Here is a 12,295-nt window from a genome sequence, read left to right on the forward strand (position 1 = left end):
CCTCTATTGGTTGGGGAAGTTGTAGTTATAGATGACCGCTCCCTGTTCTCGGAGTTTTTTTCCCGCTCGCGGAAAACTTCCCCCCCGATTCACAGGTCTATGCCTGCAGATATTTCCGATAATTTCAGAGGTTTTCCCGCACATGGCAGCAATCCTGGTCGGCCAATTCCACGCACGTGACGCCGAAGGCCGCATCTATCCCGTGCACGAGTTCCAGGAGTCAACGCTCCAGCCCGACGGCAGCACCCTCGGCGCGCCGGTCGTCACCTACCGCCTGCCTGTCGGCGACCGGGTCAATCACCTGGGCGAAGATCGCTTCGAACTGGCCCGCAGCGGTGTCGAGCTCATCCGCATTCCTTGAGGCAATCGACGGTGTAGATCAGTCCCTGGCCATGGTCCTCGCATTGCAGGCCATGGACATCGGCGACAAAACCGGGGAATCCGCTATTGAACGCCCGGGCGAAGGCCAGGTAGTCGATGATCGCGCGGGTGGCCTCGGTGAAGCGCTCACCGGGCATGATCAACGGTATACCAGGTGGATACGGCACCAGCATCACCGCCGCCACACGCCCCAGCAATGCCTCGATCGGCACGGCCTCCACCTCCCCGCGCACCAGTTGGTCATAGGCCTGGGCCGGGCTGATGGCCATTTCCGGCAACCGTGTGAACAGGCGCTTGAGCTGCTTGGCGGTGGCGTTGGCCCGGTAGCAGTCGTGCAATTGCCCGCACAGATCGCGCAGGCCCAGCCCCTGGTAGCGTGACGGCGCCACGGCCATCACACTGGGCAGGCATTGCCCCAACGGCGTGTTGCCATCGTAGTGACGCTTGAACTCCAGAAGCTCGGTGAGCAAGGTGCTCCACTTGCCCTTGGTGATGCCCATGGAGAACAACACGAGAAAGCTGTACAGCCCGGTCTTCTCCACCACCAGCCCACGCTCCCAGAGAAACTTGCTCACCACCGCCGCCGGGATGCCATGCTCGCCCAAGGCGCCGCCTGCCGTGAGCCCTGGCATCACCAAGGTGACCTTGAGCGGGTCGAGCAGCACGTAGTCCTGCTCCACGTCGCCAAAGCCGTGCCATTCGGCGCCCGGTTGCAACAACCAGTCCTGCGCCGCCAGGCGATGGATCCCTTCGGCTACAGGCGGTTGCCAGATGCTGAACCACCAGTCATCGGCGGCGATGTGCTCACGCAGATTGGCCAAGGCACGGCGAAAACTCAGGGCCTCGTCGAACATCTCCTGCAACAGCGAGCGCCCTGCCGGGCCTTCCATCATGCTCGAGGCCACATCCAGGGACGCCAGGATGCTGTACTGCGGCGAGGTAGAGATGTGCATCATGAAGGCTTCATTGAAGCGGTCACGGTCCAGTTGCCGCTGGCTGCCGTCCTGCACATGGATCATCGACGCCTGACTGAACGCTGCAAGCAGCTTGTGGGTGGAATGGGTGCTGAACACCAGCGGGCTGTCATCGATGCGCGCAGTACCCATGGCGTAGCGCCCGGCAAAGAATTCATGGAAGGCGGCATAGGCGAACCAGGCTTCGTCGAAGTGCAATACCTCGACGCTGGCGCCGAGCTCCTGCTTGATCAGCCCGGCGTGATAGCACAAGCCGTCGTAGGTGGAGTTGGTCACCACAGCCAGGCGAATGCGCGACGTCCGCCCACGGGCCAGGGGGTTGGCCTTGATCTTCGCCTGGATCGAAGCTGGGCTGAATTCGCTCAGCGGGATCGGGCCGATGATGCCCAGCTCGTTGCGTTCTGGGCACAGGTAGATCGGGATGGCGCCGGTCATGATGATGGCGTGAACCACCGATTTGTGGCAGTTGCGATCCACCAGGACCAGGTCGTCGCGACCGACCATGGCATGCCAGACGATCTTGTTGGCAGTGGAGGTGCCGTTGATCACGAAGAACGTATGGTCGGCGCCGAAATTGCGTGCCGCCCGGGCTTCGGCGTCGGCCAGGGGGCCTGTGTGGTCGAGCAGCGAGCCAAGCTCCGGCACTGAGACCGACAGGTCCGAGCGCAAGGTGTTTTCGCCAAAGAATTGATGGAACGCCTGCCCCACCGGGCTTTTGCGGTAGGCCACGCCACCGCCATGGCCAGGTGTGTGCCAGGAATAGTTCGATTGCGCGGTGTGCTGCACCAGGGCCTTGAAGAACGGTGGCAGCAGGCCATCGAGGTAATTGTGGGCGGCGCGGGCGACCTGGCGGGCGAGAAAGGGGACGGTGTCTTCGAACAGGTAGAGGATGCCGCGCAGCTGATTGAGCTCGCTCATGGCTTCAGCCGGGGCATATTCGAGGGTGACCTGTTCACCGAGGGCGAAGATCGGCAAGTCTGGCGCGCGCTGTCGCGCCAGGCGGATCAGCTCGGCCATGCTTTGCAACAGATGGGAGTCCTCGCCGACGCCTTCAGCGGCGATCAGCATGCAGGCCAGGCCGTGGTGGGTCGCCGCGACCAGCCTGGCTTCGGCCTGGTCGGCGGCGGCCAGGATGGCGAAACCGTCCTGGGCCAACTCTTCGGCAATGCCACGCACGCGCTCACCGGCGACGCTGTCGGCCTTGATCGCGCGATGGACGATGAGGATGGGGAACTTGAGGTCCTTGTACATCGGCAACTACTCCCTTCTCAGGACGGGTCCGTCCTTTCAGGGTAGAAGCTGGCCGATCAGGGTGCGAGGCGGGTTGGGAACCCTGGGCTGCTCTGCAGCCCTGGCATGTGAAAAATCAGCCCGCGGCCGGCTCGGTCAATGCCTGCCACATCGAAGGTGCCCCAGCCGACTTGGCGATCGCCGCAAGGCGCTCGGCATGGGCTTCGAGCTCTTCGGCGCTGGCCAAGATCACCCGCCCCGGCTGGCGCCCGGTGATGCGCCGGATCTCGCTGCCCGTGCCGCCCTCGCCCGACGCGTCGCCGTCAGCGCCGTGGGCCGCCAGCGACAGGCTGGTTTGGCCACCGGTCATCGCCAGGTAGACGTCGGCCAGCAGTTCCGAGTCGAGCAGTGCGCCGTGCAGTTCACGGCCGGAGTTGTCGATGCCGTAGCGTTTGCACAACGCGTCGAGGCTGTTGCGCTGGCCTGGGTGACGGGCCCGCGCCAGCATCAGGGTATCGATGACGGTGCAGTACTGGGACACATCGGTGCGGTCGTGCTGCCCCAACAAGGCGAATTCGTTGTTGATGAAGCCAACGTCGAACGCCGCATTGTGGATGACCAGGTGCGCGCCCTTGATGTACTCGAAGAACTCCTCGGCGACATCGGCAAAACGCGGCTTGCCGATCAGGAAGGCATCGGTGATGCCGTGCACCCCGATCGCGCCTTCGTCACTCTCGCGGTCCGGTTGCAGATAGACGTGGAAGTTGCGCCCGGTCAGGCGACGGCCGATGACCTCGACGCACCCGATTTCGATGATTCGATGGCCTTCGGTGACCGGCATGCCGGTGGTTTCAGTGTCGAGAACGACGTACCGGTTGACTTGCTGCTCCACGCGGGGGCTCCAACTTGCATCACAAAACGAAGCCGGGGATTGTACCCCAAATGGCAATGACCTTGTGGAAGCGCTGCCAGATCGCCCCCGGGGCCGCTGCGCAGCCATCGCGGCACACGGCCTCGCCTACAGAAACAGCGCTGCCTTCACGTCCGCCGGTGTACCTGGGAGCGGGTTTAACCGCGAAGAATGCGGCACAGTGCAGGGCTCAGCGCTTGGCCCGCACCTCGTCGACGCCGCGGTTGGCCAATTGGTCGGCACGCTCGTTGCCCGGATGGCCGATATGCCCGCGCACCCACTTCCAAGTCACCTTGTGGCGGTTGACCTGCTCGTCGAGCTGCTGCCAGAGGTCGGCGTTCTTTACCGGTTCCTTGGCCGCGGTCTTCCAGCCGCGCTTCTTCCAGTTGGCCATCCACTCGTTGATGCCTTTCATCACGTACTGCGAGTCGGTGGTCAGCACCACCTCGCATTCACGCTTGAGTGCCATCAGCCCCTGGATCGCCGCCATCAGTTCCATGCGGTTGTTGGTGGTTTCGCGCTCGCCGCCCCACAGTTCCTTCTCGACGCCTTTGTAAACCATCAGCACACCCCAGCCGCCAGGGCCAGGGTTGCCCTTGCAGGCACCATCGGTGTAGATCTCGACGCTCTCGCTCATGTACCGCCTTTTCACTCTGTGATATCGACCGCAGGCCCGTCAGGGCTCGCTGTGACGACGATTGACCTTGGCAAGCGGCAACGGCAGCAGCTTGCCCATGGGCTCGCGGCGCTCCAGACGCAGCGGCCGCAGGCCGACCACCATCTTGCGCGCCACCACCAGGTAGACCCCGCCGCCAGCAGTCTGCCAGCCACCGGCCATGCGCTCCCAACCGGCCAGGCGCTGTTGCCAGGCCGGTGAGGCAAGCGGCGGACGATAGCACCCGAAGCGGCGTTTCTCCAGCGCGAAGCCGAGCAGGTTGAGCCAGTCGCCAAGACGCGACGGCGAGATGCAACGGGCCTTGCGCAAGGCGCCGTGGCTGAAGAAATGGCGCATGCCCCAACTGCTCCAGGGGTTGATCCCGACGATCAGCAGGTGCCCTCCCGGACGCACGGCGCTGGCGGCCTCGCGCAGCAGGCCATGGGGCGAAAGGCTGAAGTCCAGGCCATGCTGCAGCACCACCACGTCGGCGGCATGCTCGGACAGCGGCCAGGCCTGCTCTTCGCAGACGATCTCCACCCCAGGCAAGGGCGCACCCAGGCGCACGTTACGCTGCACCTGAGGCGCATTGGGCGGCGGCTCGGCACAAGGGCCGTAATGCACCAGAAAGCCGCCGAAGAAGCGGGCAAGCTCATCCTCGAGGAGTTTTTCCTCCTCGCGCAACATCAACTGCCCGAGCGGCCCGTTGAACCACTCACGGGCCAGGCTCATCAGCTCGATCCAGTCAGGATCGGCCTGGGCAAAGGCTTTGTCGGTCATTGCGTTCTCCCTCGAAGGTTCTCCGTCCGCGCCATCGCGGCTAAGATGCCCTCATGTTCACGCCAGGCGATTCGGTACGCACATGATACAGATCGATGCTCTTCCCGCTTTCTCCGACAATTACATCTGGCTGTTACAGGATACTGCCAAACGCCGCTGCGCGGTGGTCGACCCCGGCGATGCCACCCCGGTGCAGGCCTGGCTGGCGGCCCACCCCGGCTGGGTGCTGGAGGACATCCTGATCACCCACCACCACCATGACCATGTCGGCGGCGTCGAGGCGCTCAAGCAGGCCACCGGCGCCCGTGTCTGCGGCCCGGCCAAGGAGCGCATCCCGGCCCGTGACGTGGCGCTGGGCGATGGCGACCAGGTGCAGGTGCTGGGCCTGGACTTCGAGATCATCGCCGTGCCCGGCCATACCCTGGGGCATATTGCCTATTACAGCGCGCCGCTGCTGTTCTGCGGCGATACCCTGTTCGCCGCCGGTTGCGGGCGCCTGTTCGAGGGTACTCCCGAACAGATGCACCAGTCCCTGTCGCGGCTGGCCGCACTGCCCGCCGAGACCCGTGTGTACTGCACCCACGAGTACACCTTGAGCAACCTGCGTTTCGCCACGGCCGTGGAGCCAGGAAACCCGCACGTAGCCCAACGATTCGCCGACGTTACCCAAATGCGGAGTGAAAATCGCATCAGCTTGCCCTCGACCATCGGTCTGGAGCTTCTTACCAACCCGTTTCTTCGTACCGCTGAAACATCAGTTAAACAAAAAGCAGACGAATGGAAGGGGCATTCCAATGCAAGCCAAGCCTCTGTTTTTGCTGCCTTGAGGTCTTGGAAAGACACCTTCTGATAACCTCAAGATATATCGCATCCCGTTGTCAACGGTTGACCCAGGGGGGACCGGTTTCTAGAATCGCCGAAATTTTTCGCCCGGAAACCTGTCCCAGCCGATGTCTTCCCGTAGCCGCAGAACCTCTCATTCCGTCGCTCTGACGCGTCTGGCCCAAATCAGCGCGCTGGCTCTGGCCGCCACTTTGGTGGGCTGCCAGAGCACCCGTCAGCTCGACGAATCCGACAGCGTTCGCGCAAGCTACCAGGCGCGCGTCAAGCACAAGCCTGCCCCGCTGATGGTCAAGAAAGCCGAGCAAACGCCCCAGGATGTCTGGGAGCGCATGCGCCAGGGCTTCGCCTTGCAAGACAACATCGACGTCAATCCGCGCATCGAACAGCAACGCCTGTGGTTCGCCAGCAACCCGTCGTTCCTGGAGAACGCTGGCGAGCGTGGCAGCCTCTATCTGCACTACATCGTCGAGCGCCTCGAAGAGCGCGACATGCCGCTGGAGCTGGCCCTGCTGCCGGCGATCGAAAGCGCCTACAACCCGATGGCCTACTCCCGCGCCCATGCGGTCGGCCTGTGGCAGTTCATCCCGTCGACCGGACGCCACTTCAACCTGCGTCAAACCAATTTCTACGATGGCCGACGCGACATCACCGCATCGACCAACGCCGCGCTCGACTACCTGGGCCGCCTGCACGACATGTTCAACGGCGACTGGCTGCTGGCCCTGGCCGCCTACAACGCCGGTGAGGGCACCGTGAGCCGGGCCATCGAGCGCAACGAGCGCCTGGGCCTGCCCACCGACTACTGGAACCTGCCGCTCCCCCAGGAAACCCGCGACTACGTGCCCAAGCTGCTGGCCCTGTCGCAGGTGGTCATGACCCCGCAAGCCTACGGCGTCAGCCTCAGTCCCATCGCCAACGAGCCTTACTTCGAAGCCGTCGCCATCAACGACCGCCTTGACCTGTCGCGGGTCGCGGCGTTCGCCGACATCGACGAGGACGAGCTGATCCAGCTCAACCCAGCCTTCAAGAAGCGTATGACCGTGGACGGCCCCAAGCAGTTGCTGGTGCCCACCGCCAAGGCCCAATTGCTGACCGACAGCCTGTCCAACCTCAAGCCTGAGGAGCTGGTCAGCCTGCAACCGAACAAGGCCGTGTTCCAAGCCGCCCTGGCGGAAGCCAAAGCCCCTGCGGCGACCCGCAGCTACCGAGTCAAGCGTGGCGACAATTTGGGCGCCATCGCCAAGGCTCACCGCGTTTCGGTGAGCGACCTGCGGCGCTGGAACCGCCTCTCCGGCAATCACCTTAAAGCCGGCCAAGTACTCGCCCTGCGTGGTGGCAACGCCTCAAGTGGCGCAGCCAGCCGCGTCGCGGCCTCCAAGCAGCGCTCCACCCAGTACAAGGTCCGCAAGGGCGACTCCCTGTATGCGGTGGCCAAGCGCTTCAACGTCGAGATGAAACACCTCAAGCGCTGGAACCCTCGTAGCGGCCACGCCCTCAAGCCTGGGCAGACCCTGACCGTCTACCTGTCGCACTGACCTCATCGCCTCGGGGCCGCTGCGCCCCTCCGGGCTATCGCCAGCTCACACAACGACGGCATCATCCTGCAGGAGCTGGCGTTAGCCTGCGATGGGCTGCACCGCAGCCCCCAGAGACAAATCCAGTCACAAAGCCCCACGCCCAGACCCGCGCCAGACACCCTTTTTCCATCCCAGACAAGCTGTTACTGTACCCCGACCAACGCCCCACGCTGCCTGGATCGGATCACCGACTTGATACGTCCCCTCCTGTTGCTTTCACTCAGCCTCGCCATGAGCCTTCCCGCTGCCGCAACGGTGAGTGAAAGCCATGGTTATGCGCAGTTCGGCACCCTCAAGTACCCAGCCACCTTCACCCATTTCGACTGGGTCAACCCGCAAGCGCCCAAGGGCGGCACATTGCGGGCCATGGCGTTCGGCACCTTCGATACGCTCAATCCCTACACCTTCAAGGGCTCAAGCCCGGTCACCACGCCGAACTTCCTGCAGTACGGGGTCAATGAGCTGAACGAGCCGCTGATGGTCGGCACCGGCCAGTACGACCCTTCCGGCGATGAGCCCACCTCCAGCTACGGCCTGATCGCCCGCTCGGTGGAGTACAGCGAGGACCGTAGCTGGGTGGTGTTCAACCTTCGCCCCGAGGCGCGCTTCCACGATGGCCGCCCCATCACGTCGGCAGATGTAGCGTTCTCCTACCGCACCCTGCTCAAGGAAGGCCATCCGATCTACCGCACCAACCTGCAGGAAGTGCAGCGCGTGGACATCCTCGGCCCACTGCGTATCCGCTTCGTCTTCAAGCGCGCCGGCAACCCGCTTTTGATCCTGCGCCTGGGCGAGATGCCGGTGCTGCCCAAGCACTACTGGAAAGACCGCAACTTCAAGGCCACCACCTTCGAGCCGCCCCTGGGCAGCGGCCCCTATCGCATCACCGAAGTCCAGCCCGGCCGACGCCTGGTGTTCGAGCGGGTGAAGAACTACTGGGGCAAGCACCTCGCCGTCAATCGCGGCAAGTACAACTTCGACCGCGTCGAGTATGAGTTCTACCGCGATGCCACGGTCGCCTTCGAAGCCTTCAAGGCCGGCGAATTCGACATCTATATCGAGCACCAGGCCAAGAACTGGGCCAACGGCTACACCTTCCCAGCGGTACGCCGCGGCCAGGTGATCAAGGCGCAGATCCCGCACCGCATCCCGACGCAAACCCAGGGCCTGTTCATGAACAGCCGCCGGGCCAACTTCAGCGACGCTCGGGTGCGCCAGGCCCTGGGCCTGATGCTCGACTTCGAGTGGACAAACCGCGCCCTGTTCAGCAGCGCCTACCGCCGCTCGACCAGCTACTACCCCAACAGCGAGTTCGCCGCCACCGGCCTGCCCAAGGGCAAGGAGTGGCTGCTGCTGGCGCCGTTCCGTGACGAACTGCCACCCAAGCTGTTCACCGAACCCTACACGGTCAGCCACACCGACGGGCGCGGCATCAGCCGCCAGACCCTGCGCCAGGCCTTGGCGCTATTCGCCCAGGCCGGCTGGAAACTCAACGGCCAGCGCCTGGTCAACGCCAAGGGCCAGCAGTTCCGTATGGAGCTGCTGCTGGTCAACCCGAACCTCGAACGCATCCTCCAACCCTACGTGGAGAACCTCGCCAGCATGGGCATCGACGCGCACCTGCGCACGGTCGATCGCGCCCAGTACAAGCAGCGCCTGGACCAGTTCGACTTCGACATGATCCTCATGACCCTCAACCAGACCCTGAGCCCGGGTCTGGAGCAATGGCTGTATTTCCACTCGAGCCAAGCCTCGGTCAAAGGCAGCAAGAACTACGCTGGAGTGAAGGACCCGGTGGTCGACCACCTGCTCGACACCCTGCTCGCCGCCCGCACCCGCGCCGACCAGGTCGCCGCCGCCCGCGCCCTGGACCGGGTGCTGTCGTGGCAGTACTACATGATTCCCAACTGGTATCTCGACAATCACCGCTTGGCCTACCGCAACCGGTTCGCCTTCGTCACCACACCGCCCTACACCCTGGGCCTGAACAGTTGGTGGCTCAAGACTTCGGAGAAAGCCCAATGATGCCAACGCCCCCCTTGCGCCTGCTGGCCGGCAGCCTGTTGCTGGCCTGCCTGAGCCTCCCCGCGATGGCCGCGCCGCAACACGCCCTGACCCTGTACGATGAGCCGCCCAAGTACCCGGCGGACTTCAAGCACTTCGCCTACGTCAACCCCGATGCGCCCAAGGGCGGCACCTTCCGCCAGTCCAGCTTCGGCGGCTTCGACAGCCTCAACCCGTTCATCAACAAAGGTGTGCCAGCCGATGATGTGGGCCTGATCTACGACACCCTGATGCGCCAGAGCCTGGACGAGCCCTTCACCGAGTACGGCCTGGTGGCCGAGAAGATAGAAAAGGCGCCCGACAACGGCTGGGTGCGTTTCTACCTGCGCCCCGAGGCGCGCTTCCACGACGGCCACCCAATGCGCGCCGACGACGTGGTGTTCACCTTCAATACGCTGATGAGCAAGGGCGCACCGCTGTACCGCGGCTACTACGCCGACGTCGCCGAAGTGGTGGCCGAAGACCCGCTGCGGGTGCTGTTCAAGTTCAAGCACAAGAACAACCGCGAACTGCCGCTGATCCTCGGCCAGCTGCCGGTGCTGCCCAAGCACTGGTGGGAGGGGCGCGACTTCGACCGTGGCAACTTGGAGATCCCGCTGGGCAGCGGCCCTTACAAGGTCGCCGAGGTCAAGGCTGGGCGCTCCATCCGCTATGAGCGGGTCAAGGACTACTGGGCCAAGGACCTGCCCATCAACCGCGGCTTCTATAACTTCGACGCCATGACCTACGACGCCTATCGCGACAACACCGTCGCCCTCGAGGCGCTCAAGGCCGGGCAGTTCGACTATTGGCTGGAGACCAGCGCGAAGAACTGGGCCACCGCCTACGACATCCCGGCGGTGCGCGAAGGCCGGCTGATCCGAGAGCAGCTGGCCAACGGCAACCCCACCGGCATGCAGGGCTTCATCTTCAACCTGCGCCGCCCGGTGTTCCAGGACATACGAGTGCGTGAGGCGCTGAGCCTGCTGCTGGACTACGAGTGGACCAACAAGCAGCTGTTCAACGGCGCCTACACCCGTACCGGCAGCTACTTCGAGAACTCCGAGATGGCCGCCAGCGGCCTACCGGGGCCCGATGAGCTGAAAATCCTCGAACCCCTGCGCGGCAAGATCCCCGAGCAGGTGTTCACCCAACCCTTCCGCAACCCGGTCAGCGATGGCAGCGGCATGATCCGCGACCAGCAACGCAAGGCCTACAAACTGCTCCAGGACGCCGGCTGGAAGATCGTCGACGACAAGATGGTCGACGCCCAGGGCAAACCGGTGTCGCTCGAGTTTCTGCTGGCCCAGACCGAGTTCGAGCGCATCCTGCTGCCGTTCAAGCGCAACCTCGCCGACCTCGGCATCGAGCTGAACATCCGACGCGTCGACGTCTCCCAATACATCAACCGACTGCGCTCGCGCGACTTCGACATGATCGTCGGTGGCTACCCACAATCGAGCTCGCCGGGCAACGAGCAGCGCGAGTACTGGACCAGCGCCGCCGCCGATAACCCTGGCAGCCGCAATTTCATCGGCCTGCGCGACCCGGCCATCGACCAACTGGTCGAGCAATTGATCAACGCCGACTCGCGCCAGAGCCTGATCGCCCACACCCGCGCCCTGGACCGTGTGCTGCTGTGGGGCTACTACGTGATCCCCAACTGGCACATCAAGACCTGGCGCGTGGCTTACTGGAACAACATCGGCCACCCCAAGGTGTCCCCCAAGTACGACATCGGCATCAACACCTGGTGGATCAAACCCGGCCTGAAGCCGGCCGAGGCCCAGGCCGAAGAAGCGGCAGCCACGCAAGAGGCGAACTGACATGCTGGCCTACATCCTGCGTCGCCTGCTGCTGATCATCCCGACCCTGTTCGGCATCCTGATCATCAACTTCATCATCGTCCAGGCTGCCCCCGGCGGCCCGGTGGAACAGATGATCGCCAAGCTCGAAGGCTTCGAAGGCGCCACCAGCCGCATCGCCGGCGGCGGTGCCGAAGTCTCGGTGGCCGGCTCCAACTACCGCGGCGCCCAGGGCCTGGACCCAGCCCTGATCGCCGAGATCGAACGCATGTACGGCTTCGACAAGTCGGCGCCCGAGCGCCTGTGGATCATGATCAAGAACTACGCCAGGCTGGATTTTGGCGAGAGCTTCTTCCGCGACGCCAAGGTCATCGACCTGATCGCCGAGAAGATGCCCGTGTCCATCTCCCTGGGGCTATGGAGCACGCTGATCATGTACCTGGTGTCGATCCCGCTGGGGATCGCCAAGGCCGTGCGCCATGGCAGCCACTTCGATGTCTGGACCAGCTCGGCGATCATCGTCGGCTACGCCATCCCCGCGTTCCTGTTCGCCATCCTGCTGATCGTGCTGTTCGCCGGCGGCAGCTACTTCGACTGGTTCCCCCTGCGCGGGCTGACCTCCAACAACTTCGACGAGCTCTCCACCAGCGGCAAGATCCTCGACTACTTCTGGCACCTGGTGCTGCCGATCACCGCGCTGGTCATCGGCAACTTCGCCACCATGACCCTGCTGACCAAGAACAGCTTCCTCGACGAGATCAACAAGCAATACGTGGTCACCGCCAAGGCCAAGGGCCTGAGCCGCTCGCGGGTGCTGTACGGGCATGTGTTCCGCAACGCCATGCTGCTGGTGATCGCAGGCTTCCCCTCGGCGTTCATCGGCATCTTCTTCACAGGCTCCCTGCTCATCGAGGTGATCTTCTCCCTCGACGGCCTAGGCCTGATGAGCTTCGAGGCGGCGATCAACCGCGACTACCCGGTGGTCTTCGGCACCCTGTTCATCTTCACCCTGCTGGGGCTGGTGGTGAAGCTGATCGGCGACCTGACCTACACCCTGGTCGACCCCCGCATCGACTTCGCCAGCCGGGAGCATTGAC

At 63.9% G+C, this 12,295-nt stretch carries 10 protein-coding genes; 6 read left to right on the plus strand and 4 right to left on the minus strand.

All coding sequences use genetic code 11. The features are described 5' to 3' along the window. The first annotated feature begins 142 nt into the window (after window positions 1-142). Window positions 143-361, plus strand: a complete 219-nt coding sequence (locus tag IEC33019_RS14915; RefSeq protein WP_070092840.1) for a hypothetical protein — start codon at window positions 143-145, stop codon at window positions 359-361. Here the strand turns inward: IEC33019_RS14915 and IEC33019_RS14920 are convergent. The 4 genes from IEC33019_RS14920 to IEC33019_RS14935 form a co-directional block, all read right to left on the minus strand. Continuing rightward, window positions 345-2,606 carry an Orn/Lys/Arg decarboxylase N-terminal domain-containing protein gene (locus IEC33019_RS14920; protein WP_070092841.1) on the minus strand — a complete coding sequence of 754 codons (2,262 nt, stop codon included), beginning with the start codon at window positions 2,604-2,606 and terminating at the stop codon, window positions 345-347. The genes IEC33019_RS14915 and IEC33019_RS14920 overlap by 17 nt on opposite strands. Before the next feature lie 115 nt (window positions 2,607-2,721). Continuing rightward, window positions 2,722-3,477 (minus strand): DNA polymerase III subunit epsilon, encoded by a 756-nt coding sequence (gene dnaQ, locus IEC33019_RS14925; protein WP_256815927.1) that lies wholly within the window; start codon window positions 3,475-3,477, stop codon window positions 2,722-2,724. 208 nt (window positions 3,478-3,685) lie between these two features. Then, a complete protein-coding gene (gene rnhA / locus IEC33019_RS14930; protein WP_070092842.1) occupies window positions 3,686-4,132 on the minus strand; it encodes a ribonuclease HI in 447 nt (148 codons plus the stop codon). Between the two features lie 39 nt (window positions 4,133-4,171). Next, on the minus strand, window positions 4,172-4,930 hold the full coding sequence (locus IEC33019_RS14935; RefSeq protein WP_070092843.1) for a class I SAM-dependent methyltransferase: 759 nt from the start codon (window positions 4,928-4,930) through the stop codon (window positions 4,172-4,174). 82 nt (window positions 4,931-5,012) lie between these two features. On the opposite strand from IEC33019_RS14935, the gene gloB reads away from it, so the two are divergent. The 5 genes from gloB to IEC33019_RS14960 all read left to right on the plus strand — a co-directional run bounded on the left by gloB (window position 5,013) and on the right by IEC33019_RS14960 (window position 12,294). Further along, on the plus strand, window positions 5,013-5,780 hold the full coding sequence (gloB, locus tag IEC33019_RS14940) for a hydroxyacylglutathione hydrolase (protein WP_070092844.1): 768 nt from the start codon (window positions 5,013-5,015) through the stop codon (window positions 5,778-5,780). A 100-nt stretch (window positions 5,781-5,880) separates the two neighbouring features. Continuing rightward, window positions 5,881-7,308 carry a lytic transglycosylase domain-containing protein gene (locus tag IEC33019_RS14945; protein ID WP_070092845.1) on the plus strand — a complete coding sequence of 476 codons (1,428 nt, stop codon included), beginning with the start codon at window positions 5,881-5,883 and terminating at the stop codon, window positions 7,306-7,308. 234 nt (window positions 7,309-7,542) lie between these two features. Then, window positions 7,543-9,375, plus strand: coding sequence for an extracellular solute-binding protein (locus IEC33019_RS14950; RefSeq protein WP_212632841.1), 1,833 nt, complete (start codon window positions 7,543-7,545; stop codon window positions 9,373-9,375). After that, window positions 9,372-11,219: an extracellular solute-binding protein gene (locus IEC33019_RS14955; RefSeq protein WP_070092847.1), complete on the plus strand. Its 1,848-nt coding sequence runs from the start codon at window positions 9,372-9,374 to the stop codon at window positions 11,217-11,219. Before IEC33019_RS14950 ends, IEC33019_RS14955 begins: the two co-directional genes overlap by 4 nt. A gap of 1 nt (window position 11,220) precedes the next feature. Further along, window positions 11,221-12,294 carry a microcin C ABC transporter permease YejB gene (locus IEC33019_RS14960; protein WP_043214147.1) on the plus strand — a complete coding sequence of 358 codons (1,074 nt, stop codon included), beginning with the start codon at window positions 11,221-11,223 and terminating at the stop codon, window positions 12,292-12,294. The last annotated feature ends 1 nt before the right edge of the window (window position 12,295 follow it).

It is taken from the genome of Pseudomonas putida (genome assembly GCF_002741075.1).
Taxonomy (GTDB): Bacteria; Pseudomonadota; Gammaproteobacteria; order Pseudomonadales; family Pseudomonadaceae; genus Aquipseudomonas; species Aquipseudomonas putida_T.

What these genes read in the sequence shown, in the direction of transcription:
- IEC33019_RS14960 (WP_043214147.1), top strand. Translation starts at nt 11,221, where the DNA reads ATGCTGGCCTACATCCTGCGTCGCCTGCTGCTGATCATCCCGACCCTG.
- rnhA (WP_070092842.1), bottom strand. Translation starts at nt 4,132, where the DNA reads ATGAGCGAGAGCGTCGAGATCTACACCGATGGTGCCTGCAAGGGCAAC.
- IEC33019_RS14945 (WP_070092845.1), top strand. Translation starts at nt 5,881, where the DNA reads ATGTCTTCCCGTAGCCGCAGAACCTCTCATTCCGTCGCTCTGACGCGT.
- IEC33019_RS14920 (WP_070092841.1), bottom strand. Translation starts at nt 2,606, where the DNA reads ATGTACAAGGACCTCAAGTTCCCCATCCTCATCGTCCATCGCGCGATC.
- IEC33019_RS14955 (WP_070092847.1), top strand. Translation starts at nt 9,372, where the DNA reads ATGATGCCAACGCCCCCCTTGCGCCTGCTGGCCGGCAGCCTGTTGCTG.
- IEC33019_RS14915 (WP_070092840.1), top strand. Translation starts at nt 143, where the DNA reads ATGGCAGCAATCCTGGTCGGCCAATTCCACGCACGTGACGCCGAAGGC.
- gloB (WP_070092844.1), top strand. Translation starts at nt 5,013, where the DNA reads ATGATACAGATCGATGCTCTTCCCGCTTTCTCCGACAATTACATCTGG.
- IEC33019_RS14935 (WP_070092843.1), bottom strand. Translation starts at nt 4,930, where the DNA reads ATGACCGACAAAGCCTTTGCCCAGGCCGATCCTGACTGGATCGAGCTG.